Below are 24,220 nucleotides of genomic sequence, written 5' to 3'. Positions count from 1 at the left end.
CCGGCAAAAGCCCGCCACTCCTGACGTAACCAGTGCCCGTCGCACTGAAAAGGCTCGCAACAGCGACGTGGCGGGCCTTTCCATAAGATCTGCCGATGAATCAGCTGTCAGCGAACGGAACCAGAAAGGCCGTTCCGCGTCATAAAGGGGGGTCCTGTGCAGCTCCGGAGTGACTCGATGTTTAGGCACCTTCTTTTCGCCGCGGCGCTCGCCCTCGCTTGCGACGGGGCGGAGGCGGCCAAGCTGGACCAAACCGCCGTCAATCAGGCCCAATTCGGCGTCGGCCAACCCAAAGGTGACAATCCAACTATACTGAAAGCGCAGATTCTTCTGGATCGCGCCCGATTCTCGCCGGGCCTGATCAACGGCCGCCTCTCCGAGAACTTCGCCAAGGCGGTTAGCGCCTTTCAGACGGCGAACGGATTCCAGTCCGATGGCAAGCTCACGCGGGAGACCTGGGATAAGCTGATGACAACCTCCGCCAGCCCGGTTCTGGTAGCCTATGAGGTAACGCGTAAGGATGTGCGCGGACCATTTACCAAGCGGATTCCGGGCCGCATGGAGAGGATGGCCCGTCTGCCGCGGCTGGGCTACCGCAACGCGGTAGAGAAGCTGGCGGAGCGCTTCCATATTAGCGAACAATTGCTGAGAAGACTCAATCCCCGCGCCGGTTTCGGGAGGGCCGGCGTGACCTTGATGGTGCCAGATGTTGGCCGGGGCGATGCTCCAGCGGGCGTTGCCAGCGTCGAGGTCGACAAGGGCGCCCGCCAGGTGCGCGTGCTCGATCCTTCCGGCAGATGGCTCGCAGTCTACCCCGCATCGATCGGGAGCGACGAGAAGCCGGCGCCAAGCGGCATGACAGAGATCAAGCGCGTAGCGCACAATCCTACCTATCACTATGATCCGGACTTCGCCTTCAAGGGAGTAAAGACCAAGCGGCCCTTCACCATTGCTGCAGGGCCGAACAACCCCGTTGGGTCGGTCTGGATCGATCTATCTATCGAAAGCTACGGCATTCACGGCACGCCCGAACCCGGCAAGATCGGAACGACCTTCTCGCATGGCTGCATCAGGCTGACCAACTGGGATGCCGAAGACCTCGCCTCCATGGTGCAGAAGGGCACGAAAGTTAATTTCAAGGACGAGGTAGCGGACGCAGACGTCAAGCTCGCCGATTAGACCATGCCCCTCAAGAAGCCGTGATTGCCGACGGCTTCACTGCTGTCTCGGAAACACCTGGTCGGCCACTGCTTCGACTTCGGAGTAACTCTTTGATCCGGACCTTGTCGCCGATCGACGCGCTCACCTCAGCGCCCACCAAACGATGGCGGCACACAGCAAAAGCACGAGCGCGGCACACGTAATCAATATACTTCTTCGTGATTGCCATCTCGGCGGCTCAGCCGGCACAGGCGTGAACTGCTGGGCATGCTCCGTAGCGATTTTCAGGAGGGATGAAGCCGTTTCGTGCGGCGTCCACCCTTGCGCTTCCGACGCAGTCACCAGCGCTGCGAATGCGGCTTCCAAGGCGACTTCACAGTTGGCCGCCCGGTCTGGGCTATCCTTTGGCAATATGGGTGGTTCGACGGCTCGGGACATGCAGACAAATCGACTCGCCGATAAAAGGTTCCCCGCGTGATCAGGGGCAACCTGTCGATCAGCTGGCAAGGGTCAGCGCGTCGACCCAGCGGAGGGGCCTTTTTAGTTTTCGCCCCCCAGATGGCCAATGCATACAGGCGTGCCAGTGGCCAATGCCCCTCTATCACCTTAGGGAGGCGTCCAGACGTTTGCCTGATACAAGGCTACAGGTGTCTACAATCGCCTGAAGTCCGCAAGCCCCAACCGTATTCGCTGACCTTCCGCATAGGCCAGCGCGAACGATTCCAGATCGAATGATCGGGTCAGTTCCTGGTCATCCTCGACCACGCGGACGAACCATTCGCCGCAGGCCTCGGTCACTTCAACACAGGGGCAAGCCCAGACGTTGAATGTTACATCATCCATTTCGCACTGCCTCCCGCGCAATGTGGACAATCACGAATTTATGGGACCGCCGAAATCAGTTCTTCAAATCACAAAAGTCTTTAGGGCCTCGACCAAACTTAACCGAGGACCCGCGCCTTCTCCCTATACGGAAGAAGCGCGCAGGCCGCCGGCTGCCCACCCCCGCCAAGCAAAAGGATTATCGGCCGGGGGACCGTTGCCAGCAATAAAGTTTGACATAGTGGCGCGAAAATCCTGCGACGAGGCAAATCTCGCGATAACCCACCCATCTTTGCGATCAGCGGGTCCAGCGCCTGCGGGACGACTGCTGACGAACATCGCAACATCGCACGCGGCAGGAGCATGGTCGCGGGTCAAGCAACCGCTTGCCAAGTTGCGTTGTCGGTCTGGTGGTCAAGCTGGCCTTGGTTTGATCGCGGTGGCAAGTACGATGCCGGCGACGATGAAGGCCGCACCGACCAGATCGTAATCGTGCAACTCCTCGCCGAGAAGCAGATAGGCGAGCACGGCGACGAACACCGTCTGAAGGTAAAGCAGCATGCTCGCCCGGCTCGCGCCGAGCGTTTCCACGCTTTTGTTGTAGAGATAGTACATCAAGGCGCCGCCGGGACCTGCCAGATAGGCGAGCGCGAGAATGCTGTGGACGTTCATGGCGGAGCGTTCGTCGTTGAACAATTCCCACACATGGAAAGGCAAGGCGACCAGCGCACCGGCGCCGAGCAGCAGCACAACCATCGGCAGAAGCTCGATGCCGAATTTGGCGCGGCGCAAAAGCACGGTGTACAGGCCCCAGCAGAACGCGCTGCCGACGATCCACAGCTCACCGGCGTTGAACTGGAGTTGCAGCAGCGCCGTCAGGTTCCCGTGGGCAACGATGAAAATCATCCCGGCGAGCGCAACCAACGCGCCAAGCGACTTCCACAGCCCGAGCGGCTCGCCAAGCACGAAACGGGCGAGCACCATCGTCATGACAGGCGATAGCGCCATGATGATACCGGCTGTGGTGGCGTCGGTGTCGTTGAGGCCATGGTAGATCATACCCTGGCACAGCGTGAGGCCGATCGCCCCCACGGCGACGACCTCCGCGGCGCGCGTGCGCAAAAGCCCGATCATCGCGTCGTGATGACGGTGCACAATCGGCAGCAGGATGGCGCAGGCAAGCGTCAGCCGCCAGAAGCAGAGGCCCCAGGGCGGCATCTCAGGCGCCACCCATTTGGCCGCGATATAGACACCGGCCGAAAGCAGCCAGCACAGGACGGCGGCCGGATAGCCGGTCAAGGAGGATATGGGCCTGACCTCGGGTTGCGCGGCTTGATGCGCTATCGGCATTGCCTGCATGTCATGCTCTCCCCTTCGATGACGTAGGCCCGACGGGGCAACATAACCTGCGTCGTTGGGTTGTGCATCCGTTTTGAAAGGATGAGGCCAAAAGGAAACTGCGCTCGGCCACCACATGTCTTTGATGGAGCGAGGAGGTTCTCTCGCGTGAGGGGATGCGACGACCGGAACGGGTCAAGTCACACATCGGGCATTGGAAGTTCAACGTCCGTTAGTTGTTTCCACTACAAGCGGGCCTACTGCCTCAAGGCTGATCGAGTAACTATGTCAGTCCGCCTTGTCGCCGGAAGGCATGGCGGAAACGTCCATCCACATCGCGCCCACGGCATGGCCATCGGGATCAGCGAGGTCGCGGGTATACATGAACCCATGATCTTCGATTGGATTGATGTCGGCGGCGCCACCGTTCGCAGCAGCTGCGGCGGCCATCGCATCGACCGCCTCGCGGCTGTCCAGGGATAGCGCCAGCATTACCTCGTTGGACGTTGATGGCGGGATGGGGCGAGTAGTCGTGGTCTGCCATTTTTCACGGCTCAGCAGCATGAAGTTGATTTCTTCACTCCACACCATCCCCGCAGCCGTCTCACTGGTAAAGCTGGGATTGTTCTTGAAGCCGAGAGATTCATAGAACGCCATGGATGCCTTCACGTCGGTCACCGGCAGGCTCACAAAAATCTTCTTGCTCATCGATCATTCCTTTGGTTGTTGAGATCCGGCGAGTGGCGCCTTCTTCAAGACGGTTGGCCGCCCACAGGCCCGACACAGCATCTCAACTTTTTTAGATCGCCATGCGGCGTTACAGATCGGCAGAGAGTTCGGCCGCAAGAAGACCGAAGTCATGTTCCTGCCGCCCGTTGACTACGAGGGGCACCTGATGCCAAGGAACGAAGCTGAGTTCGGAGAGGTTTAGGACCGCTCAATCTGTTTGATCGATCCGGCCCCGTGCGAATAGGGACGCACCTACCGCTAGGCATCTTCTCGCTTCGGCAGAACCGCGCTTTTCCTGCCGAGCCTCAACGAAGTTTTACGCGCGGTCAGATGGGTCCAATGTTGGCCCAGACCGTGGCGTCTTCGACCAGCAGGGCTTCGAGCGTCAACGCAATGCCTGACATCAGCGCGGAGATATCGCTGTTGCCGTCTGGCAGCGCCAACTCAGCCGCCCTTGCTTGTATACGGGCGCTGTGGTCGATCAATCTCTGTTTTAAATCATCTTCCATGCCGTCCTCCGAGGGTCAGGAGCGACGCCAGCTCCCTGAAGACCGCCTCTCGATCGCCCATATGCTTCTGCAGAAGAGCCACAGCCTCCTCGCGATTGATGCGGCCCATTTTGCCGATGAATTCCAACTCGTGTCGAGGAACCGACCCTCGGGTCAGGCGCCCCATGAATATCTTGGCCGCTTTATCCGCCGGTACTGTCTTATCCACCATCTGCCGTCACCCGCTTCATGCTAGGCATCAATAGGTGAGGCTGCGTTTTGTTCCGGACGGCCGCGTTTAAGGACAAGAGTTGCTGGTACCGCGGTTGGCGCCAGAAATGCGCCATCGGTATAAGTGGTTTCACCCGCTGCACGCACGACGAACAGGGGGCGAGTTCCGTCAGTTGGGCTGGGACATGCAACCAGAATCGCACTGACGGGTTCTTGCTATGATTTTGAGCAAGGCCGGCTGTGATCGCCGTCCGAAGGTGGCCAACTTTCATGGACGTATCGGTTTCTCAAACCGCAGACGACAACATCAAGGCCGGCAAGAGCGGGTTGCTGCTTGTCTCGGACAATCATGACGCTTTCGCCGTGCGTGTGCTGGCGTCAAGGAGTGCAGTGCGCACCCTCGACCTGATGTATTACCTTTGGCACGACGACCACACCGGACGCTTGCTCTTGCAGGAGGTTTTTCGAGCCGCTGAGCGCGGCGTGCGAGTGCGAATGCTCCTGGACGACGCCAATCCGCGCAAAAGCGATGCAGCATATCTGGCGCTGAACAACCATCCAAACATCGAACTGAAATTGTTCAATCCAAGCGGAATCAGAAGCGGCCGGATCATGCGTGGTGTGGAAGTGCTGTTGCGGCTCTTTGCACTGACAAGACGCATGCACAACAAGGCCTGGATCGCCGACGGCAAGTTTGCCATTGTCGGCGGTCGGAATGTCGGCGATGCCTATTTCGATGCGGCAGAGACCAATTTCCGGGACCTCGATATGCTGCTCCTAGGCCCTGCGGTCCAGCAAACGAGCCACATATTCGATGCCTTCTGGGCTTGTGAGGAAGCCACGCCAATCAAAACGCTCGGGTCCATTGCCGACCAGAAGCAAGCGAAATTGTTCGAGCCAAACGATTCCGAAACCGAGTCAAAATTCTTGAACGGCATTGGCGATCGAGGCTCAATTGCAGAGTTTATCGCGGCCAACAACGACGTTCATTGGGTGGATGGCGTGCGGGTCATTTCCGATCCACCAGAGAAGGTTCGCGGCTGGAGACGTCGCAGCTGGCTTATGAAAGAGCTGCGTCCCATCATTCAGTCGACGCGCGGGTGTCTGGAAATTGTGTCGCCCTATTTCATCCCCGGCAAAAGAGGCACAGCGATCTTGCTGGACCTTGTCGGCGCCGGTGTTGAGGTTTCGGTTCTGACCAACTCCCTGGCTGCTACAGACGTCGCCGCGGTCCATGGCGCCTACGCAAACTACCGCAGGCGGCTGCTGAGGAACGGCGTCAAACTTTTCGAGCTTCAGCCGTTCAGCCGTCAGCCGGCGATCTCGGTGTTTGGTTCAAAGGGCGCCAGTCTGCATACGAAAGCTTTCACCGTTGACGACAAGATCGGCTTCGTCGGCTCCTTCAATTTCGATCCGCGGTCAGTGTCATTGAATTCGGAGATGGGCGTGCTCTTTGAGGATGCCCAATTGGTCGCTGAGCTGCGGAATCAATTCCAATCAGAGATATCTCCGGAGGCTAGCTATCGGCTTGAACTGAAAGGCAACGTGCTGCACTGGCATGGACGGGACGAAGGCAGGCTCCAAGACTATACGCATGAACCAGAAGCCGGATATTTTCGCCGTATCCTGGCGGGTTTGGTCCGCCATCTTCCGATCGAATCCCAGCTCTAGACGGCAACACAAGATCGCACTGCTGTAGTTGCCAGGCCCCCGCAAGGCGAGACGGCCGGTGAGGGGCCGGGACGAACAAAGGATCGCCCGCTTGTAGCATTGATGCAAGGGAGGAGCCTGCCCTGCGCACACGTATGGACGTTCCTGCCGAGGCCAGGCGCCAGATTGTTGCAGCTTTGCGGTCAGCCATACGTTATCTGATCAATGACGGTGTTCGACAGGGAGATTTGACCAATTGAGCGTAGCATTTGCCAAGGAGGAAAGTGCCGAGGCAGCGGCGGAAACCGTATTGCCGGCTCGACCTATCTCCGATCGGATCAACCTCGTCACTGAGGCGGGGCTTAAGATGTTGCAGGATGAATTGGCTCGCGCCCAGCAGGCTCTCGAGGCCGCCAACGCGCTGGACGATGTCAACGAAAGGCGGCGGCAGTCGGCGGTTCCGGTTCGAGATATACGCTATTATACCGAACGCGTCCGTACGGCCCAGCTTATGTCTGCGCCGACGTCCAATGAAGTGATCACCTTCGGTCACACCGTCACCTTCGAGCGTGACGATGGCCGCACTCAGACCTTCCGCATCGTCGGTGAGGATGAGGCCAACCCATCTCAGGCCTCCATGTCGCATGGTTCACCGGTTGCCATCGCGCTGATTGGCAAAACCGTTGGAGATGTTGTCCATCTAGGGCAGCGCGAACTCGAGATCCTGTCCATCTCCTAGCTGGACATCGGGGGAAGTGCAGATGTTTTGCCCCTTCGGGTGATGCGCAGCGAGTTCTGCGTAGGCAGCGTCAACTCGGGGCCACCAAGGGCTAAGAGCAGCTATTTGTGGGCTCCGATGAGGCGCAAAAGCGCGGTGCGCGTCCCGCACTTCAAAGCAAACAGCCTGTTGGCGAGCCATAAGGTGGGTCTACTAACAGTTTTCTATCGGGTTGATTTTAATCAGTTTTATTGAATAGCTGGCGGAGAGAGCGGGATTCGAACCCGCGTTACGGTCTCCCGTAAACACACTTTCCAGGCGTGCGCCTTCAACCACTCGGCCACCTCTCCGTCCTTGCATTCGCGCCGGCCGGTTTTGCCGCGCGGGTTGGGGAGATGCATCCCTTTGGGAAGTGCGGGGGAGACCCGCGTCACGGGGCGCCGCCAACCAGCGGTGCCCTTCCCGGCGCCCGTCGATCAAACGGGCGCGGGGCTCATCTAGTCGATCCGGCGCCGAATGCCAAGCCATAACGACAGTCTATTCTCTTTGCCGGCCATGCATCGTTTCGCGGAGCCACCGAGGCCTCCGCTTCAAGGGCGCCTCGGCTCCGAATGGTGTGCACAGGCAAGGCGGCAGGGCCGGCCGCGCTTGACTTCGCCCCCGGCCGGCTGTCGAGTGAGGCGGAGGCTTTGCGGGGGCAACGTCCGGACATGACATCGAGCAATGAACAGCCGGCCGGCGGAACGCCGGCCAGAGGCGTGCAAGGCAGCGGCGTGCCGGGCGGGCTGCCGCCGCCCGGGCGTTCGGACCTGTCCTTCATCCCGGTGGTCTGGCTGGCCTTCGTCATGGCGTTGTCGGTCTATGGGCTGGTCTCGGCCTGGTGGCTGGTGGGCAGTTCCGGCCTGCCGGACACGGTCTTCTATTTCGTCCTTGGCGCGCTGGCCTTCGACATCATCACCATCCTGTGGGGGCTTTATCTGCTCGGCCTCGCCTTCGGCCGTTCGGCGCACTTCTCGCGCCATTTCACCTTCTGGCAGATCGCCGTCATCGTCTTTCTGCTGGCAAGGCAGGCCTATGTGCTGGCCGTGCCGGAATTCGTCTTCTCCGCCAGAAGCCTGGCCATCACCGCAGCCGAAATCGGCACCGGCCTGTTTTGCATCTACCTGCTGCGCCGCGATGCCGGACCCGCGGCCGTCTATACTGCGCGGCAAGGGCAAGCACCGTCAGCCTTCGCCTCGATTGCCGCAGCCCTGCTCGGCATCATTCTTGGCGCGGTCGTCGGCGCCGTCGCCGGCTTCGGGCTGGGCGCGGGGATTGCCGAAGTCACCGACATCAGCTGTTTCGAGGGCGGCTGCGGCTATTTTGCCGTGTTCATCGGCCTTGCCGGGCTGGTGGTGGGCGCCATTGCCGGCGGCATCCTTGCCGTCTGGCTCGTCCATCGGCGCAGCCGAAAGGCGGCGATATAGGCGGACGGGGGCTTCAAATTCGCGTAGGCCGATTGCGCGCTGGGCCTACGCATTCTATTCCTCGTCTTGACCGGAAGGTCCTCGGGAGGAGCTTGAGGACCGGAGGAAGATTTCGATGTTGCGTTTTTTGTTTCGCCTCGCGGCCATGGTCGCCCTTTCGGTCGCCGTCATCATGGCGGTGCTCGACGCGACGCGCTCGGTGGCGGCCTCCACACTGGTCATGACCCCGCTCAATTCGAGCTGGCTCGCCGTTTCGCCCGACACTCGCGCGGCCTTTGAGACCTTCGTGCGCGCCAAGGCGAGCCCGATCATATGGGATGGCGGCATCGCCTGGGTGCTTGCCCAGCCCGGCTTTGCCGTGTTCGCAGTACTTGCCTTGCTGCTCTACGCGATCGGCTACCGGCGCCGGCGGCGAGGCGGAGAATTCGCCCCGGGATGACGGCTTGTTCCCGCGGACTTGCGACGCCACCGCGGCAACCGTCCATGGCCGTCACTGCCTTGGGCAATGCTTTTCCAAAAGGTCAAAATTCCGCGTGAATTTTGTTTCGGGCCGTGCCAGATTGCCTGGAGCGGGAGGGGAGTACACTCCTGGCTGATGTCGCATGCCTGCCGGAGAACCGGGCAGGCGGGCGGCTCGTAACGGAAAAAAATAACCGACAGGGTGTGGATCACATGAAACGTATCGTTCTCGGCCTCCTGGCCGCAACCGCAATGGTTCTTCCGGCTTTCGCCGCGGATGTCCAGCCGGCCATCCTCTACGATCTCGGCGGCAAGTTCGACAAATCCTTCAACGAGGCTGCCTATCACGGCGCCGAAAAGTTCAAGACCGAAACCGGCAACGCCTATGTCGAGTTCGAAGTGTCCAACGCCTCGCAGCGCGAGCAGGCGCTGCGCCGCTTCGCCGAGGACGGCCGCAATCCGATCGTCATGGCAGGCTTTGCCTGGGAGGATGCGCTGAAGGTGGTCGCGAAGGAATATCCCGATCTCAACTTCGCCATCATCGACGATGCCGTCGATATGCCCAATGTCCGTTCGCTCGTCTTCAAGGAAAACGAAGGCTCCTACCTCGTCGGCATCATGGCGGCGATGGCCTCGAAGACGAAGAAGGTCTCCTTCATCGGCGGCATGGACATTCCGCTGATCCGCAAGTTCGAATGCGGCTATGTCGGCGGCGCCAAGTCTGCCGGTGCGACCGACGTCATCCAGAACATGACCGGTGACACGCCGGCGGCGTGGAACGATCCGGCAAAGGGCGGCGAGATCGCCAAGACGCAGATCGACCAGGGCTCCGACGTGGTCTATGCCGCGGCCGGCGGCACCGGCGTCGGCGTGCTGCAGGCGGCGGCGGATGCCGGCAAGCTCGGCATCGGCGTCGATTCCAACCAGAACGGCCTGCAGCCCGGCAAGGTGCTGACCTCGATGCTGAAGCGCGTCGACGTGGCCGTCTACACCGCTTTCATGGACGGCAAGAACGGCACCTTCAAGGGCGGCCTGCAAAATCTCGGCCTCAAGGAAGGCGGCGTCGACTACGCCATGGACGACAACAACAAGGCGCTGGTCACCGACGAGATGAAGGCGGCGGTCGAAAAGGCCAAGGCCGACATCATCGCCGGCACGATCCAGGTGCACGACTACACCGCCGACAACGCCTGCCCGTATTGATCGGTAACCACTGACGTTTCGAACCGCCGGGTGCAAGCCCGGCGGTTTTGTTTTGGGGCAGGGCGGACCGCGTTGGGTAGCGCCAGCCCCCCTCTCCGTCTCGGGCTTCGCCCGAGCCACCTCTCCCCCACTTTGTGGGGGCGAGGAAATGCTAATCGCAGAGGACGCGGCCTTCATAGGCTTGGGTTCCTCGCCCCCGCGGGAGCGGGGGAGAGGTGGCTCGGCGAAGCCGAGACGGAGAGGGGGAGCGACTTATGCGACTTGCTCCGCCGATCAAGGCAGAAGCACACCACCCGCCGACAACACGCCCACGAGATAACCCAGCGCAAACACCACGATCAGTGCAATGGCGATGGCGAAGCCTCGTCGGCCGCCAAGCGAATGCACGCCGACACCGTAGGGGCGGCGCTCCAGCCTGCTGATCACCGGCGTGGGCTTTATCTCGTCCTGGCCGACAACGCGCATTTGCGGCATTTCGGCGATGCGCTGCGAGATCAGTCGCCAGCGGTCGCTGCCGCCCGACGGCCGCCCCGTGCGATCGAAGACATGCATGCGCTCGGCCAGCCGCATCACCGTGTCGCGGAAGGCAGGATCGATCTCGAGGTCGCGCTCGGCGCGTTCCCGGTCGCGCTCGTTCATCAGGCCAAGCACATAGTCGCCGGCACGCGCAACGCGATCGCTTTCACTGGCCATGGGCTTCTCCTTGCTACCAGTGCGGTGGTTTGGTTATCGGCACATCAGGCGCCGACTGTTCCTCCAGCGCCATGAAGCGCTCGGTCAGGGCATCGAGCCTGCGCTGCATGCGCTCGATCACCTGCCACTGCTCGGCGATCTGGCCCGACAGTTCCTCGATGGTCTTTTCCTGTTCAGTGGCGCGGATTTCCAGCGTCGTCAGCCGGTCGGCAGGCATGATCATTTAAAAAATCCTTCGGTCCTGGCGTACACGGTTGCAGAATGCTGCGGACATTGAGCCTTGTATATTAGTGAATGCGAAGGTCTCCGGCCACGTTCGAAATTGACAATCGCACCGGGATTTGTCGAGAGTGGTCACTGCGCCGCCAATTGGCACAGACGGGGCATCATGCTAGGCGTTTTGACCAAGCGATAAAAAAATAAGAGTGGGACAGGCTGCATGGCGCAAGCCGCAATCGAACTGATCGGCATCAACAAGAGTTTTGGCGCCGTGCGCGCCAATCGCGACATCAACCTGGAGATCGCGCGCGGCACCATCCACGGCATTGTCGGCGAGAACGGCGCCGGCAAGTCGACGCTGATGTCGATCCTCTACGGCTTCTACCAGGCCGACAGCGGCGAGATCCGCGTCGGCGGCAAGCCGGCGTCGATCAAGACTTCCAATGACGCCATCGCGCTCGGCATCGGCATGGTGCATCAGCATTTCATGCTGGTCGACAATTTCACCGTGCTGGAAAACATCATCCTCGGCGCCGAAAGCGATGCGCTGTTGAAAAAGAGCATCGCCAAGGCGCGCTCCGAACTGGAGCGCCTCGAACGCGAATACGGGCTGGAAGTCGATCCGGACGCCATCATCGAGGAACTGCCGGTCGGCCTGCAGCAGCGTGTCGAAATCCTCAAGGCGCTCTATCGCGGCGCCGAAATCCTGATCCTCGACGAGCCGACGGGCGTTTTGACGCCGGCCGAGGCCGACCATCTGTTCCGCATCCTCAAGCAATTGAAGGAGCAGGGAAAAACGGTGGTGCTGATCACCCACAAGCTGCGCGAGATCATGGCCATCACCGACAATGTCTCGGTCATGCGCCAGGGCACGATGGTGGCGACGCGCGAGACCTCCAAGACGACGGTGGGGGAACTCGCCGAGCTGATGGTCGGGCGGCGCGTGCTGCTGCGGGTCGAAAAGGGCGAGGCGGAAGCCGGCGCCGTCAAGCTCGCGGTCAAGAACCTGACGGTGAAGGATTCCCGCGGCGTCACCATGGTCGACGACATCTCCTTCGACATCCGCGCCGGCGAGATCGTCGGCATTGCCGGCGTCGCCGGCAACGGGCAGTCCGAACTGCTCGAGGCGATTTCCGGCATCAGGCATGCCGTTTCCGGCTCGGTCATGCTCGACGGCAAGCCGATCGACCTGACCGGCAAGGCCGATCCCGGCGAATTGCGCGACCGGGGCCTGGCCCATGTGCCGGAGGACCGCCATCATGTCGGGCTGGTGCTGGCCTTCGAGGAGAACGAGAATTCGATCCTCGGCTACCATGACGACGAGCGCTATCTCAAAGGGCCGTTCCTCAACATCGATGCCATCATGGCCGACGCCAAGGACAAGATCGAGAAATACGACATAAGGCCCGGCAACCCGCGCCTGAAGACGGCGAATTTCTCCGGCGGCAACCAGCAGAAGATCGTGCTGGCGCGCGAGATGGAGCAGGATCCCGGCGTGCTGATCGTCGGCCAGCCGACGCGCGGCGTCGATGTCGGCGCCATCGAATTCATCCACAAGCGGCTGATCGCCATGCGCGATCAGGGCAAGGCGGTGCTGGTGGTTTCGGTCGAACTCGACGAGATCCGCTCGCTGTCCGACCGCATCCTGGTGATGTTTGCCGGCCGCATCGTCGGCGAGCGCGGCCCGGAGGCCACTGAAGGCGAACTTGGCCTGCTGATGGCGGGCGTCGAGCGCCAGGAGGCGGCAGAATGAGCACGCCTTACGCCAAATTGCCCGCCTGGGCCGATTATGGGCTGATCCCGCTGATCAACCTGTCGGTGGCCTTCATCGTTGCCGGCTTCGTCGTCATGCTGGTCGGCGAAAACCCGTTCCGCGCCGCTGTCATCCTGGTCGAAGGCGCCTTCGGCAAGGGAACCGGCATTGCCTTCACGCTGTTTTATGCCACTACCTTCATCTTCACCGGCCTGTCGGTGGCGGTGGCTGCGCATTGCGGCCTGTTCAACATCGGCACCGAGGGCCAGGCCTACATTGCCGGCCTTGGCGTTGGCGTGGTCTGCCTCGCCTTCGACAGTGTGTTGCCATGGTGGCTGACCTTCCCGCTGGCGATCGCCGCCGGGGCCGCGGTCGGCGCGTTGTGGGCGCTGATCCCGGCCTATCTGCAGGCCAAGCGCGGCTCGCACATCGTCATCACCACCATCATGTTCAACTTCATCGCCGCCTCGATCATGGTCTACCTCCTGGTCGGACCATTGAAGCCGACTGCCTCGCAGGCGCCGCAGACGCGCAACTTCCTTGCCGGGGCCGAGTTGCCCAAGCTCAACTGGATCATCGAACTGTTCGGCGCCAAGATACGGTCGGCGCCGTTCAACATCTGCTTCCTGCTGGCGCTGGTGATGGCCTTCCTGGTCTGGCTGCTGATCTGGCGCACCAAGCTCGGCTACGAGATGCGCACCTACGGCCACAGCCCGAAAGCGGCGCGCTATGCCGGCATTTCGGAGACGCGCATCATCATCATCGCGATGATGATCTCGGGCGCGCTGGCCGGTATGATGACACTGAACCCGGTGATGGGCGACCAGCACAATGTGGCGATCGACTTCGTCTCCGGCGCCGGCTTCGTCGGCATCGCCGTGGCGCTGATGGGCCGCCTGCATCCGGTCGGCATCGTGCTGGCGGCGATCCTGTTCGGCATGCTCTACCAGGGTGGCGCCGAACTTGCCTTCGAGATGCCGGCGATTTCCCGCGACATGATCGTCATCATCCAGGGCCTGGTCATCCTGTTTGCCGGTGCGCTGGAGCACATGTTCCGGCCCTACGTCCAGGCGCTGTTCGCCTCGTTCAGTCCAAGGTCGGTCGGCATTGAAGCCGTCAAAGGGAAGGGCGCCTGAGATGGATGTGTTCATCGCCATCGTGCAGATCCTGGACTCGACCATACGTCTGTCGGTGCCGCTGCTGCTCGCCTGCCTCGCCGGCCTCTATTCCGAACGCGCTGGCGTCTTCGACATCGGGCTGGAAGGCAAGATGCTGGTCGGCGCGTTCGCCGGTGCGGCCGCAGCTTCGGTGTTCCATTCGGCCTTCCTCGGTCTCGGCACGGCGATCGTGATGTCGGTCGCCTTTGCCCTGGTGCACGGCTTCGCCTCGATCACCCACCGTGGCAACCAGATCGTCTCCGGCGTGGCGATCAACTTCGTCGCCGCCGGCTCGACCATCATTCTGGGCCAGGCCTGGTTCCAGCAAGGCGGGCGAACGCCTGCGCTACAGCCGGGCGAGCGCTTCGAGGCAATCACTCTGCCAGGTGCTGCCGCCATCCACGACGTGCCGATCATCGGACCGATCTATTCCGAGCTTCTGTCCGGGCACTCGATCCTGGTCTATCTCGCTTTCGCCATGGTGCCGTTCACCTGGTGGGTGCTGTTTCGGACCCGCTTTGGGCTCAGGCTGCGCGCTGTCGGCGAGAACCCGGCCGCCGTCGACACCGCCGGCATCTCGGTCGCGTGGCTGCGCTACCGGGCGCTGATCTGCACCGGTATTCTCACCGGCATCGCCGGCGCCTATCTGTCGATGGTGCAGAATGGCGGCTTCGTGAAGGATATGACCGCCGGCAAGGGCTACATCGCGCTGGCGGCGCTGATCTTCGCCAAATGGCGGCCGGTCAATGCCATGTTCGCCTGCCTTCTGTTCGGCTTCCTCGACGCGGCGGCGATCCGCCTGCAGGGTTCGCCGCTGCCGCTCATCGGCAAGGTGCCGGTGCAATTCATGCAGGCGCTGCCCTATGTGCTGACCGTGATCCTGCTGGCCGGCTTCATCGGCAAGGCAATCCCGCCACGCGCCGGCGGCGTTCCCTATGTCAAGGAACGGTGATCCACGCACGCTAGTCCAAGACCGCTGAGCCGAACCTGCGGCTCGGCGCTTGAAAGGCGCCAGGAAAAAGGAAAGCGCCGGGTTTTGACCATGATCGTCGGAGAGAACACCTGAATGTCGCATGATCTGTTCGAAGCCGCGCATGAGGCCATGGCCAAGGCCTACGCGCCCTACTCGAAGTTCCCGGTGGGGGCGGCGTTGCGCACCGAGGACGGCCGTGTCTTTACCGGCGCCAACATCGAGGTCGCGTCCTATCCGGAAGGCTGGTGCGCCGAGACCACAGCGCTCGGCCATTACATCATGGGCGGCGGCGGCAAGATCGTGGAAATCGCCGTCATTGCCTCGCGCATGGCCAAGTGCTCGCCCTGCGGCGGCTGCCGGCAAAGGCTGGCGGAGTTCTGCCGGCCGGACACGAAACTCTACCTCTGCGACAATGGCGGCGTGGTCGAGACCGTGACCATGGGCGACATGCTGCCCTACGGATTCCGTGGCGACATTTTGAAATGAAGATTGGCTGACATGAAAGAAGCTCTGGACCATCTCGTTGAACGGTTGGACGGGTTGGCGCCCACCACCGCCGTGGTGCTTGGGTCGGGCCTTGGCGCGCTTGTCGACCAGGTCCAAAATGCCGTGCGTGTTTCCTATGCGGACTTGCCGGGTTTCCCTAGAAGCGGGGTTACCGGCCATGCCGGCGAGGTGGTGGCGGGGTTGTTTGCCGGCACGCCGGTGCTGATGCTGTCGGGCCGCGCCCACTATTACGAGCACGGCGTTGCCGCGGCGATGCGGCCGGCGCTGGAAGTGCTGGCCGGCATCGGCATCACCGAGCTGATCCTCACCAATGCCGCCGGCTCCGTCGATCCCGACATGCCGCCGGGATCGGTGATGCTGCTCACCGACCACATCAATTTCTCTGGCTCCAACCCGCTGATCGGCGAGCCGAGCGATCGCCGCTTCGTCGGCCTGACCGAAGCCTATGATGCCGGCCTGCGCGCGGCCATCGAACGCGCCGCAAAGGCGACCGGGACCGCGCTGCACCAGGGCGTCTACATGTGGTTTTCCGGCCCGTGCTTCGAGACGCCGGCCGAGATACGCATGGCGCGCATCATGGGCGCCAATGCGGTGGGCATGTCGACCGTGCCGGAGGTCATCCTCGCTCGCTTCCTCGGCCTGCGCGTTGCCGCCTGCTCGGTGATCACCAACCTTGCCGCCGGGATGACCGGGGCGGAGCTGTCGCACCAGGAGACCAAGGACATGGCGCCGATCGGCGGCGCGCGGCTGGCGACGATCCTTGCGCATGTGTTCCAGGACGGGTTGCCGGAGCCGAAGGGCGACGGCGCCTGATGCTTCCGCAGGAAATCATCCGCCGCAAGCGCGACGGCCAGAAACTGTCGGGTGAGGAGATTGCGGCCTTCGTTGCCGGCGTGACCTCGGGGAGCGTCACGGACGGCCAGGTCGGCGCTTTCGCCATGGCGGTGTTCTTCAACGGCATGAGCCGCGACGAGGCGGTGGCGCTGACGGTGGCGATGCGCGATTCCGGCGACGTGCTCGACTGGTCGGACCTGCCGGGTCCGGTCACCGACAAGCATTCGACCGGCGGTGTCGGCGACAATGTCTCGCTGATGCTGGCGCCGATCGTCGCCGCCTGCGGCGCCTATGTGCCGATGATCTCAGGTCGGGGCCTCGGCCATACCGGCGGCACGCTGGACAAGATGGACGCCATCCCGGGCTATATCAGCCAGCCGGACATCGCGCGCTTTCGCAAGACGGTGCTCGAGACCGGCTGCGCCATCATCGGCCAGACCGCCGATCTCGCGCCCGCCGACGGCCGCCTCTACGCGATCCGCGACGTCACCGGGACGGTGGAATCGGTGCCGCTGATCACCGCCTCGATCCTGTCGAAGAAGCTGGCCGCCGGGCTGCAGTCGCTGGTGCTCGACGTCAAGGTCGGCAACGGCGCCTTCATGGAGAAGTCGCGCGACGCGACTGCACTGGCCAACAGCCTGGTCGAGGTCGCCAATGGCGCCGGCCTGAAGGCCTCGGCGCTGGTCACCGGCATGAACGAGCCGTTGGCGTCGGCAGCCGGCAACGCGGTCGAGGTGCGCAACGCCGTCGACTTCCTCACCGGACGTTTCCGCGACAAGCGGCTGGAGGACGTGACGCTGGCGCTGGCCGCCGAGATGCTGCAATCGGCAGGGTTGGTATCGTCGCAGCAGGACGGTCTCAGGCGTGCGACCGAGACGCTGGCCGGTGGCCGCGCGGCGGCTGCCTTCGCGCGCATGGTCACCGCGCTTGGCGGTCCCGCCGATTTTGTCGAGAAGCCAGAGAAATACCTGCCCAAGGCGGCAGTGGAGTTTGCGGTCAAGGCGACCGGCAATGGTTTTGTGACCGGCATTGCCACACGCGATATCGGCCTTGCCGTGGTCGGGCTCGGTGGCGGGCGGACGCAGCCGGACGACAGGATCGATCATGCGGTCGGCATCACCAGGCTGCTGCCGCTCGGCGCCGAGGTGCGGGCGGGCGAGCCGCTGGCGCTGGTCCATGCCCGGACGGAAGCGGCGGCCGAAGCGGCCGCGGCTGCCATACTCTCGGCCTATACAGTTGGGGGTTCAAAGCCGGCCGCCGACAAGACCGTGATCCGGCGGGTGCTGGCGCGCGGCTAGTGGAAGGCGCTACTGCACGAGCAGCAAGGTGCCGTTTTCGACCTGGTATTTTGCCAGCCGCTGCAAAAAGCTCATGCCGATCAGGTTGGTGCGAAGCGCCCTGTCGTCGAGGACGACGGCCTGGATGTTGTCGGCGCTGATCTTGCCGATCTGCAGGCGATCGATGTTGACCACGGCTGCCCTGATCGCGCCGTTGGCGGTGTTGACCTGATGGCTGAAATCCGACGGGCTGAGCGAGATGCCGATGCGCCGTGCCGTCGAGGTATTGATGGCGACCAAAGTGGCGCCGGTGTCGATCATGCCGTCGACCTGGCGGCCGTTGAGCTTGAAGGCCGAGGTGAAATGGCCGCGCTCGTCAGCCGCCACCGTGACCTTGCGGCCGGTGGGCAGGGGTGGGGCCGGTTTTTCGGGAACCGAGGCGATGTTCAGCTCGGGCTGCGGTTCGGCGGCCGGCTTGCTGGCGACGGTCGACTTCAGCAGGCCGTCGAGGATCTGCGGGTTCTGCTGGTAGACGATCGGGATTGACGCCGATGTTCCGGCGAAAACGCCCAGAATGAGAAGCTTGCGCAGCATGGATGGACCTTCGTGAAGGCCCATTCTCGCGCGTCCATGGTGTTTGCCGCTTTAACGCCGGCCCGAAACCGCGGCTTTGCGTAAACGGTTGGTAAACGACGGAATGTCAGCTGGCTTTGGCAGCCGTCGTCATTTGGTCCCGTACATGCGGTCGCCGGCGTCCCCGAGGCCGGGCATGATGTAGCCCTTCTCGTTGAGCTGGCGGTCGATGGAGGCGGTGAAGACCGGGACATCCGGATGCGCCTTGGTGAAGCGCTCGATGCCTTCGGGCGCCGCCAGCAGGCACAGGAAGCGGATGTTGGTGGCGCCGCGCCCTTTCAGCTTGTCGATGGCCGCGATTGCCGAATTGGCGGTGGCCAGCATCGGGTCGACGACGATCACCAGCCGGTCGGCGAGATCGCTCGGGGCCTTGAAGAAATATTCCACCGCCTCCAGCGTTTCGTGGTCGCGGTAGAGGCCGATATGGGCGACGCGCGCCGCCGGCACCAGGTCGAGCAGTCCTTCGAGCAGGCCGTTGCCGGCGCGCAGCACCGAGGCGAAGACCAGCTTCTTGCCCTCCAGCGTCGGTGCCTCCATGGTCTCGATCGGCGTCTCGATGGTGGTCGTCGTCAGTTCGAGGTTGCGGGTGACCTCGTAGCCGAGCAGCAGCGAGATCTCGCGCAGCAGCCGCCGGAAGCCGGCAGTCGACGTCTCCTTCTTGCGCATGATGGTCAGCTTGTGCTGGACAAGCGGGTGGTCGACGACGGTGACGCCCTGCATGGGTTGCTCCGAGCTGGGTGGTGAATGGTGAATAGTGAATAGTGAATGGTAAGCCGGTTTGCGAGTCTTTTGCGAGTTGTCCAACGGCGATGCTTGACGGGCAGGTCCAGCCCCGACCATTCACCATTCACTTCTTCACATCGAGCCGTGCCAGCAATGCGCTCTTCGTCTTCCTGTCGACGAAAGCCGCCTCGATCGCCGTTCGCGTGACGGCGGTCAGTGCCTTTTCATTCATGGCGAAATGTTCGGCGGCAATGTCGTATTCGCGCTTCAGCGAGGTCCAGAAATAGGGCGGATCGTCGGAGTTGAGCGTCACCTTGCAGCCGGCTGCCTGCAGCGCCGGGAATGGGTGGTCGGCATAACTGTCGTAGACTTTGAGCGCGATGTTGGAGCCGGGACAGCATTCCAGCACCACGCCTTCGTCGGCGATGCGCCTGACAAGGTCGGGGTTTTCGATGGCGCGCACGCCGTGGCCGATGCGCGAAGGGCGGATGTGGTCGAGCGCGGCCTGCACCGTCTCCCACCCGGTCAGTTCGCCGGCATGGATGGTGATGCCGAGGCCGGCTTCGCGGGCGATCTCGAAGGCCCTGACATAATCCTCCATCTCGCCCATGCGCTCGTCGCCGGCGACGCCGAAGCCGGTGACCAGAGGATTGCCGCAGCGCGCCGCAAAGCGGGCCGCCCGCTCGATCGATTCGACGCCGACATGACGCACGCCGGTGACGATCATGCGGCCCTCTATGCCGGTCTTGGCCTTGGCGCGCAGCATGCCTTCGCCGAGCGCGTCGGTATAGGTCTTGGGCGACAGCCCGGCCCTGACGGCATGGTCGGGCGAGGTGAAGACTTCGGAATAGATGGCGCCGTCACGGGCAAGGCTGGTCAGATAATGGTCGGCGAGGCGGGCATAATCCTCCTCGGTGCGGAACAGGTCGGCGGAAAAATCGTAAGCCGCGAGGAAAGAGGTAAAATCGTGCCAGACGAAGGAACCGTTCTGGATATAAGGCGAAGTGTCCTTGCCGTATTTCTGCGCCTGGCGGATGACGAGCTCTGGCGCCGCTGCCCCTTCAATGTGGCAGTGCAGTTCTGCTTTCAAAGGCATTCAAACATCCCGTCGGTCAGTCCAGGTCTTGAAAACCCGCCACCTGGAAGCGCGGCTGAACACCGCGCCTTAAACAATAGCGCCCGCACCATCGATCGGCTATGGTCCCGCCGGTTTTATGACGGATGAAAATAATGTCAGTTGAGAGAACCACGGCCGCAGGCGGCATGGAAACCTCCTATGGTTTCAAGAGCGTAGGGCCAGGCGACAAGCAGCCCTTGGTCAACGACGTTTTCCACAAGGTGGCGAACCGCTACGACCTGATGAACGACCTGATGTCGGCCGGGCTGCACCGGCTGTGGAAGGATGCCATGGTGACATGGCTCAACCCGCCGAAACGTCCGGGCTGGAAAGTGCTCGACGTGGCCGGCGGCACCGGCGACATCGCCTTCCGCATCGTCGACGCCAGCCATGGCAATGCGCATGCCACGGTGCTCGACATCAACGGCTCGATGCTGAGCGTCGGCCGCGAACGGGCCGAGAAAAAGCGCCAGTCCGGCAACACCGATTTCGTCGAGGCCAACGCGGAAGAATTGCCTTTCGCCGACGGCACCTTCGACGCCTACACCATCGCTTTCGGCATCCGCAACGTGCCGCGCATCGATGTCGCGCTGACCGAGGCTTTCCGCGTACTAAAGCCGGGCGGGCGCTTTTTGTGCCTGGAATTTTCCGAGGTCGAGATGCCGCTGCTCGACAAGGTCTACGAAGCCTGGTCGTTCAACGCCATTCCGCAGATCGGCAAGATGGTGACCGGCGACGGCGAGCCCTATTCCTATCTGGTCGAATCGATCCGCAAATTTCCCAACCAGCAGAATTTTGCCGCCATGATTTCGCGTGCGGGCTTCGATCGCGTCTCCTTCCGCAACTATTCCGGCGGCATCGCCGCCCTGCATTCGGGCTGGAAGCTTTGAGGCAGGCAAGCTTGAAGCAAGACGCTTTGCAGCGGGTCGGGTCATGAGCAGTGTCGGCGCCGCCTTTCGGCTCGTACGGGCCGGCTGGGTGCTGGTCCGTGAAGGCGTGATCGCCGCACTTCCGGGCGACGAACTCGCCGGCCTGCCGAAATTCGGCTGGCGCATGGCCAGGCTGTTCACCCGCCGCCGCGCGCTCGCCTATCAACGCAGCGACCGGCTGGCCAAGGCGGTGGTCCGGCTCGGGCCCTCCTATGTCAAGCTCGGCCAGTTCCTGGCGACGCGGCCCGACGTCGTCGGCAACGACATGGCGCTCGACCTTGCCATGCTGCAGGACAAGATGCACACCTTCTCGCAGGCTGAGGCCGTGGCGGCGATCGAGGGCTCGCTCGGGCGCAAGATCGGCGAGCTCTACACCGAGTTCGGCGATCCGGCCGCGGCGGCCTCCATCGCCCAGGTTCACCCCGCAGCAGCCATCCACGATGGCACGGCCACCAAGGTGGCGGTGAAGGTGATCCGGCCGGGCGTGCGCCGCCGCTTCTTCCAGGACCTCGAAAGCTATTTCCTGGCCGCCCGGCTGCAGGAGAAATACATCCCGTCATCGCGCCGGCTGCGGCCGGTCGAGGTGACGGAGACGCTGGCGCAGACCACCAAGGTCGAGATGGATCTCAGACTAGAGGCGGCAGCGCTTTCGGAGCTTGGCGAGAACACCAAGGACGATCCGGGTTTTCGCGTGCCGTCGGTCGACTGGGAGCGCACCGGCCGCGACGTGCTGACCATGGAGTGGGTCGATGGCGTCAAGATGAACGACCTGGCCGGCCTCGCGGCGGCGGGCCACGATCTCAAGGCGATCGCCACCAATCTGATCCAGTCGTTTCTGCGCCACACGCTGCGCGACGGCTTCTTCCATGCCGACATGCATCCGGGCAATCTGTTCGTCGAGGCCAATGGCGATATCGTCGCCGTCGATCTCGGCATTGCCGGGCGGCTCGGCAAGAAGGAGCGCCGGTTCCTCGCCGAAATCCTCTACGGCTTCATCACCCGCGACTATCTGCGCGTCGCCGAAGTGCATTTCGAGGCCGGCTATGTGCCGCGCCAGCACAATGTCGCGGCCTTCGCGCAGGCGATCCGCGCCATTGGCGAGCCGATCCATGGTCAGCCGGCCGAGACGATCTCGATGGCCAAGCTGTTGACGCTGCTTTTCGAGGTCACCGAACTTTTCGACATGGCGACGCGGCCGGAACTGATCCTGCTGCAGAAGACCATGGTGGTGGTCGAGGGCGTGGCGCGCACGCTCGACCCGGCCTTCAACATGTGGAAAACGGCCGAGCCGGTGGTCGGCGGCTGGATCGCCGGCAATCTCGGCCCAAGCGGCCTGCTCATGGATGCGCGCGACGGCGCCAAGGCCCTGCTGGCGCTCGCCCGCCAGGCGCCGGACCTCGCCGCGCGCACCGACAGGCTGTCGCGCGAGATCGACCTGATGGCCGAACACGGCCTGCGCTTCGACGAGGCGACATCGCGCGCCATCGGCAAGGCCGAAGCGCGTTACACACGCTCCGGAAGGCTGGCGTTGTGGGTGATCGCGCTGACACTGGTGTATATCGCTTGGCGGATTTTCTAACGCCTAGGCGGAACAGCTTGCCCTGGAATGATTGCATTGCTATCGTTGCAAGCGCATCGGTCGCTCGGAGTGCAATCATATGGCCAGCATCACCATTCGCAACCTTGATGATGAGGTCAAGGACCGGCTGCGCCGGCTTGCGGCGGAGAATGACCGCTCGATGGAAGAGCAGGCGCGGGTGATGATCCGTGAAGCGGTCGAGGGCCAGCTTGGCCCTTCCGGCCGCATCGACCAGATCGAACAGACGCTGCGCGAACTAGCAAGCGCACGCAGCCCGATAGCGCCGACTGCCGCTGCGGCCAGCAAGGTCGCGGGGCGGGGCAGCCTCTCCGGCAAGCGCATCCTGCTGATCATCGGCGGTGGCATTGCCGCCTACAAGGCGCTCGACCTGATCCGCCGCCTGCGCGAGCGGGGTGCCGCTGTGCGCGTGGTAATGACGTCAGCGGCGCAGGAATTCGTCACCACGCTATCGATCGGGGCGCTGTCGGCCGACCATGTCTTTACCGAACTGTTCGAGCGCAATGACGAGCATGATGTCGGCCATATCAGGTTGTCGCGAGAGGCCGACCTTCTGGTGGTGGCGCCCGCTACGGCCGACCTGATGGCCAAGCTCGCCAACGGCCATGCCAACGACCTCGCCTCGACCGTGCTTTTGGCCACCGACAAGAAGGTGCTGATGGCGCCGGCGATGAACCCGAAAATGTGGTCGCATGCCGCGACGCGCCGCAACCGTGCGACGCTGAGCAAGGACGGTATCGCCTTTGTCGGCCCGGCCAAGGGCGAGATGGCGGAAAGCAACGAGGCCGGCGAGGGCCGCATGGCCGAACCGCTGGAGATTGTCGCGGCGATCGAGGCGCTGCTCGACAGCAAGCCGAAGCCACTGGCCGGCCGCAGGATCATCGTCACCTCCGGGCCGACGCATGAGCCGATCGATCCAGTCCGCTATATCGCCAACCGCTCGTCGGGGAAGCAGGGCCATGCGATTGCGGCTGCACTGGCGAGGCTTGGCGCGGATGTGCGCCTGGTCTCGGGCCCGGTCAGCATTGCCGATCCGGCCGGCGTCGCCACGGTGCGTGTCGAAACGGCGGCTGAGATGAAAGACGCGGTCGAACAGCTTTTGCCGGCGGACGCCGCGGTCTTCGTCGCGGCGGTCGCGGACTGGCGTACCGCCGGCGCCGCTGGCGAGAAGATCAAGAAGGTGGCGGGCGAGGGGCCGCCGGCGCTGCAGATGGTCGAAAACCCCGATATTCTCGCCGGCGTCGGCCATCACAAGCAACGGCCGGGGCTGGTCATCGGCTTCGCCGCCGAGACGCAGGATTTGATTGCCAATGCCGAGGCCAAGCTGAAGAAGAAGGGCGCCGATCTCATCGTCGCCAACGACGTCTCACATGAAAGCGGCGTCGGCCCTTCGGGCGTGATGGGTGGCGACCGCAACAAGGTGCGGATCGTTTCGAAGTCAGGTGTCGAGAAATGGCCTGAAATGACCAAAGACGAGGTCGCGGCGCGGCTCGCCGCGCTGATTGCGGAAAGGTTGAAGACGATCGTGGTCTGATCGTCGCGG

The 24,220-nt window shown here is 62.9% G+C and carries 25 protein-coding genes and 1 tRNA gene; 15 read left to right on the top strand and 11 right to left on the bottom strand.

Features of this window, described 5'->3' with window-relative positions; all coding sequences use genetic code 11:
• The first annotated feature begins 156 nt into the window (after positions 1-156).
• Complete coding sequence (locus ACWGTI_RS04095; protein ID WP_454585914.1) at positions 157-1,179, top strand: L,D-transpeptidase family protein; 1,023 nt, start codon at positions 157-159, stop codon at positions 1,177-1,179.
• A 633-nt stretch (positions 1,180-1,812) separates the two neighbouring features.
• Here the strand turns inward: ACWGTI_RS04095 and ACWGTI_RS04090 are convergent.
• From ACWGTI_RS04090 to ACWGTI_RS04070, 5 genes are all read right to left on the bottom strand, one after another.
• On the bottom strand, positions 1,813-2,004 hold the full coding sequence (locus ACWGTI_RS04090; RefSeq protein ID WP_454574414.1) for a hypothetical protein: 192 nt from the start codon (positions 2,002-2,004) through the stop codon (positions 1,813-1,815).
• A gap of 393 nt (positions 2,005-2,397) precedes the next feature.
• Positions 2,398-3,342: a DMT family transporter gene (locus ACWGTI_RS04085; RefSeq protein ID WP_454585913.1), complete on the bottom strand. Its 945-nt coding sequence runs from the start codon at positions 3,340-3,342 to the stop codon at positions 2,398-2,400.
• Positions 3,343-3,609: 267 nt separating this feature from the next.
• Positions 3,610-4,029: a VOC family protein gene (locus ACWGTI_RS04080; RefSeq protein WP_454585912.1), complete on the bottom strand. Its 420-nt coding sequence runs from the start codon at positions 4,027-4,029 to the stop codon at positions 3,610-3,612.
• Between the two features lie 347 nt (positions 4,030-4,376).
• Positions 4,377-4,559 (bottom strand): hypothetical protein, encoded by a 183-nt coding sequence (locus ACWGTI_RS04075; protein ID WP_454585911.1) that lies wholly within the window; start codon positions 4,557-4,559, stop codon positions 4,377-4,379.
• The gene (locus tag ACWGTI_RS04070) at positions 4,549-4,770 is read right to left on the bottom strand and encodes a hypothetical protein (protein WP_454585910.1); all 222 of its coding nucleotides are present in this window, start codon (positions 4,768-4,770) and stop codon (positions 4,549-4,551) included. The genes ACWGTI_RS04075 and ACWGTI_RS04070 overlap by 11 nt, the downstream gene beginning before the upstream one ends.
• Positions 4,771-5,039: 269 nt before the next feature.
• On the opposite strand from ACWGTI_RS04070, the gene ACWGTI_RS04065 reads away from it, so the two are divergent.
• Both ACWGTI_RS04065 and greA read left to right on the top strand, forming a co-directional pair.
• Positions 5,040-6,440: a phospholipase D family protein gene (locus ACWGTI_RS04065; protein ID WP_454585909.1), complete on the top strand. Its 1,401-nt coding sequence runs from the start codon at positions 5,040-5,042 to the stop codon at positions 6,438-6,440.
• Positions 6,441-6,675: 235 nt separating this feature from the next.
• The gene (gene greA, locus ACWGTI_RS04060; protein ID WP_454585908.1) at positions 6,676-7,158 is read left to right on the top strand and encodes a transcription elongation factor GreA; all 483 of its coding nucleotides are present in this window, start codon (positions 6,676-6,678) and stop codon (positions 7,156-7,158) included.
• Positions 7,159-7,397: 239 nt separating this feature from the next.
• On the opposite strand, the gene ACWGTI_RS04055 is transcribed toward greA, so the two are convergent.
• Positions 7,398-7,487, bottom strand: a tRNA-Ser gene (locus ACWGTI_RS04055).
• A gap of 360 nt (positions 7,488-7,847) precedes the next feature.
• Here ACWGTI_RS04055 and ACWGTI_RS04050 point away from each other — a divergent pair.
• The 3 genes from ACWGTI_RS04050 to ACWGTI_RS04040 all read left to right on the top strand — a co-directional run bounded on the left by ACWGTI_RS04050 (position 7,848) and on the right by ACWGTI_RS04040 (position 10,265).
• Complete coding sequence (locus ACWGTI_RS04050; RefSeq protein WP_454585907.1) at positions 7,848-8,603, top strand: hypothetical protein; 756 nt, start codon at positions 7,848-7,850, stop codon at positions 8,601-8,603.
• 115 nt (positions 8,604-8,718) lie between these two features.
• Positions 8,719-9,042, top strand: a complete 324-nt coding sequence (locus ACWGTI_RS04045; RefSeq protein ID WP_454585906.1) for a hypothetical protein — start codon at positions 8,719-8,721, stop codon at positions 9,040-9,042.
• A 233-nt stretch (positions 9,043-9,275) separates the two neighbouring features.
• Positions 9,276-10,265 carry a BMP family lipoprotein gene (locus ACWGTI_RS04040; RefSeq protein WP_454585905.1) on the top strand — a complete coding sequence of 330 codons (990 nt, stop codon included), beginning with the start codon at positions 9,276-9,278 and terminating at the stop codon, positions 10,263-10,265.
• A gap of 273 nt (positions 10,266-10,538) precedes the next feature.
• On the opposite strand, the gene ACWGTI_RS04035 is transcribed toward ACWGTI_RS04040, so the two are convergent.
• Both ACWGTI_RS04035 and ACWGTI_RS04030 read right to left on the bottom strand, forming a co-directional pair.
• Positions 10,539-10,958, bottom strand: coding sequence for a hypothetical protein (locus ACWGTI_RS04035; protein WP_454585904.1), 420 nt, complete (start codon positions 10,956-10,958; stop codon positions 10,539-10,541).
• Positions 10,959-10,971: 13 nt separating this feature from the next.
• A complete protein-coding gene (locus ACWGTI_RS04030) occupies positions 10,972-11,181 on the bottom strand; it encodes a SlyX family protein (protein WP_454585903.1) in 210 nt (69 codons plus the stop codon).
• A gap of 216 nt (positions 11,182-11,397) precedes the next feature.
• Between ACWGTI_RS04030 and ACWGTI_RS04025 the strand changes: the two genes are divergently transcribed.
• From ACWGTI_RS04025 to deoA, 6 genes are all read left to right on the top strand, one after another.
• Entirely contained in the window at positions 11,398-12,930 is a 1,533-nt protein-coding gene (locus tag ACWGTI_RS04025; protein WP_454585902.1) for an ABC transporter ATP-binding protein, read from the top strand.
• Positions 12,927-14,066 (top strand): ABC transporter permease, encoded by a 1,140-nt coding sequence (locus ACWGTI_RS04020; protein ID WP_454574425.1) that lies wholly within the window; start codon positions 12,927-12,929, stop codon positions 14,064-14,066. Before ACWGTI_RS04025 ends, ACWGTI_RS04020 begins: the two co-directional genes overlap by 4 nt.
• A gap of 1 nt (position 14,067) precedes the next feature.
• Positions 14,068-15,039, top strand: a complete 972-nt coding sequence (locus tag ACWGTI_RS04015) for an ABC transporter permease (RefSeq protein ID WP_454585901.1) — start codon at positions 14,068-14,070, stop codon at positions 15,037-15,039.
• A gap of 114 nt (positions 15,040-15,153) precedes the next feature.
• Complete coding sequence (gene cdd / locus ACWGTI_RS04010) at positions 15,154-15,546, top strand: cytidine deaminase (protein ID WP_454585900.1); 393 nt, start codon at positions 15,154-15,156, stop codon at positions 15,544-15,546.
• A 12-nt stretch (positions 15,547-15,558) separates the two neighbouring features.
• Positions 15,559-16,380, top strand: a complete 822-nt coding sequence (locus ACWGTI_RS04005) for a purine-nucleoside phosphorylase (protein ID WP_454585899.1) — start codon at positions 15,559-15,561, stop codon at positions 16,378-16,380.
• Positions 16,380-17,699: a thymidine phosphorylase gene (gene deoA / locus ACWGTI_RS04000; RefSeq protein ID WP_454585898.1), complete on the top strand. Its 1,320-nt coding sequence runs from the start codon at positions 16,380-16,382 to the stop codon at positions 17,697-17,699. Before ACWGTI_RS04005 ends, deoA begins: the two co-directional genes overlap by 1 nt.
• A gap of 9 nt (positions 17,700-17,708) precedes the next feature.
• Here deoA and ACWGTI_RS03995 read toward each other — a convergent pair whose 3' ends face one another.
• The 3 genes from ACWGTI_RS03995 to ACWGTI_RS03985 form a co-directional block, all read right to left on the bottom strand.
• Positions 17,709-18,272 (bottom strand): TIGR02281 family clan AA aspartic protease, encoded by a 564-nt coding sequence (locus tag ACWGTI_RS03995; RefSeq protein ID WP_454585897.1) that lies wholly within the window; start codon positions 18,270-18,272, stop codon positions 17,709-17,711.
• Between the two features lie 129 nt (positions 18,273-18,401).
• A complete protein-coding gene (gene upp / locus ACWGTI_RS03990; RefSeq protein WP_095084682.1) occupies positions 18,402-19,031 on the bottom strand; it encodes a uracil phosphoribosyltransferase in 630 nt (209 codons plus the stop codon).
• 127 nt (positions 19,032-19,158) lie between these two features.
• On the bottom strand, positions 19,159-20,130 hold the full coding sequence (locus ACWGTI_RS03985) for an adenosine deaminase (RefSeq protein ID WP_454585896.1): 972 nt from the start codon (positions 20,128-20,130) through the stop codon (positions 19,159-19,161).
• A gap of 134 nt (positions 20,131-20,264) precedes the next feature.
• On the opposite strand from ACWGTI_RS03985, the gene ubiE reads away from it, so the two are divergent.
• The 3 genes from ubiE to coaBC all read left to right on the top strand — a co-directional run bounded on the left by ubiE (position 20,265) and on the right by coaBC (position 24,211).
• Positions 20,265-21,041: a bifunctional demethylmenaquinone methyltransferase/2-methoxy-6-polyprenyl-1,4-benzoquinol methylase UbiE gene (gene ubiE / locus ACWGTI_RS03980; RefSeq protein WP_454585895.1), complete on the top strand. Its 777-nt coding sequence runs from the start codon at positions 20,265-20,267 to the stop codon at positions 21,039-21,041.
• Between the two features lie 43 nt (positions 21,042-21,084).
• Complete coding sequence (gene ubiB / locus ACWGTI_RS03975) at positions 21,085-22,659, top strand: 2-polyprenylphenol 6-hydroxylase (RefSeq protein WP_454585894.1); 1,575 nt, start codon at positions 21,085-21,087, stop codon at positions 22,657-22,659.
• A 79-nt stretch (positions 22,660-22,738) separates the two neighbouring features.
• On the top strand, positions 22,739-24,211 hold the full coding sequence (coaBC, locus tag ACWGTI_RS03970) for a bifunctional phosphopantothenoylcysteine decarboxylase/phosphopantothenate--cysteine ligase CoaBC (protein ID WP_454585893.1): 1,473 nt from the start codon (positions 22,739-22,741) through the stop codon (positions 24,209-24,211).
• The last annotated feature ends 9 nt before the right edge of the window (positions 24,212-24,220 follow it).

The sequence above is a fragment of the Mesorhizobium sp. ArgA1 genome (assembly GCF_053714375.1).
This window is presented reverse-complemented; position numbering and strand designations above follow the sequence as displayed.

Excerpts from the sequence above, each read along its gene's own strand:
- ACWGTI_RS04090 (WP_454574414.1), bottom strand. The coding sequence starts at position 2,004 with ATGGATGATGTAACATTCAACGTCTGGGCTTGCCCCTGTGTTGAAGTG.
- ACWGTI_RS04085 (WP_454585913.1), bottom strand. The coding sequence starts at position 3,342 with ATGCAGGCAATGCCGATAGCGCATCAAGCCGCGCAACCCGAGGTCAGG.
- ACWGTI_RS04080 (WP_454585912.1), bottom strand. The coding sequence starts at position 4,029 with ATGAGCAAGAAGATTTTTGTGAGCCTGCCGGTGACCGACGTGAAGGCA.
- ACWGTI_RS04075 (WP_454585911.1), bottom strand. The coding sequence starts at position 4,559 with ATGGAAGATGATTTAAAACAGAGATTGATCGACCACAGCGCCCGTATA.
- ACWGTI_RS04070 (WP_454585910.1), bottom strand. The coding sequence starts at position 4,770 with ATGGTGGATAAGACAGTACCGGCGGATAAAGCGGCCAAGATATTCATG.
- ACWGTI_RS04065 (WP_454585909.1), top strand. The coding sequence starts at position 5,040 with ATGGACGTATCGGTTTCTCAAACCGCAGACGACAACATCAAGGCCGGC.
- ACWGTI_RS04050 (WP_454585907.1), top strand. The coding sequence starts at position 7,848 with ATGACATCGAGCAATGAACAGCCGGCCGGCGGAACGCCGGCCAGAGGC.
- ACWGTI_RS04045 (WP_454585906.1), top strand. The coding sequence starts at position 8,719 with ATGTTGCGTTTTTTGTTTCGCCTCGCGGCCATGGTCGCCCTTTCGGTC.
- ACWGTI_RS04040 (WP_454585905.1), top strand. The coding sequence starts at position 9,276 with ATGAAACGTATCGTTCTCGGCCTCCTGGCCGCAACCGCAATGGTTCTT.
- ACWGTI_RS04035 (WP_454585904.1), bottom strand. The coding sequence starts at position 10,958 with ATGGCCAGTGAAAGCGATCGCGTTGCGCGTGCCGGCGACTATGTGCTT.
- ACWGTI_RS04030 (WP_454585903.1), bottom strand. The coding sequence starts at position 11,181 with ATGATCATGCCTGCCGACCGGCTGACGACGCTGGAAATCCGCGCCACT.
- ACWGTI_RS04025 (WP_454585902.1), top strand. The coding sequence starts at position 11,398 with ATGGCGCAAGCCGCAATCGAACTGATCGGCATCAACAAGAGTTTTGGC.
- ACWGTI_RS04020 (WP_454574425.1), top strand. The coding sequence starts at position 12,927 with ATGAGCACGCCTTACGCCAAATTGCCCGCCTGGGCCGATTATGGGCTG.
- ACWGTI_RS04015 (WP_454585901.1), top strand. The coding sequence starts at position 14,068 with ATGGATGTGTTCATCGCCATCGTGCAGATCCTGGACTCGACCATACGT.
- cdd (WP_454585900.1), top strand. The coding sequence starts at position 15,154 with ATGTCGCATGATCTGTTCGAAGCCGCGCATGAGGCCATGGCCAAGGCC.
- ACWGTI_RS04005 (WP_454585899.1), top strand. The coding sequence starts at position 15,559 with ATGAAAGAAGCTCTGGACCATCTCGTTGAACGGTTGGACGGGTTGGCG.
- deoA (WP_454585898.1), top strand. The coding sequence starts at position 16,380 with ATGCTTCCGCAGGAAATCATCCGCCGCAAGCGCGACGGCCAGAAACTG.
- ACWGTI_RS03995 (WP_454585897.1), bottom strand. The coding sequence starts at position 18,272 with ATGCTGCGCAAGCTTCTCATTCTGGGCGTTTTCGCCGGAACATCGGCG.
- upp (WP_095084682.1), bottom strand. The coding sequence starts at position 19,031 with ATGCAGGGCGTCACCGTCGTCGACCACCCGCTTGTCCAGCACAAGCTG.
- ACWGTI_RS03985 (WP_454585896.1), bottom strand. The coding sequence starts at position 20,130 with ATGCCTTTGAAAGCAGAACTGCACTGCCACATTGAAGGGGCAGCGGCG.
- ubiE (WP_454585895.1), top strand. The coding sequence starts at position 20,265 with ATGTCAGTTGAGAGAACCACGGCCGCAGGCGGCATGGAAACCTCCTAT.
- ubiB (WP_454585894.1), top strand. The coding sequence starts at position 21,085 with ATGAGCAGTGTCGGCGCCGCCTTTCGGCTCGTACGGGCCGGCTGGGTG.
- coaBC (WP_454585893.1), top strand. The coding sequence starts at position 22,739 with ATGGCCAGCATCACCATTCGCAACCTTGATGATGAGGTCAAGGACCGG.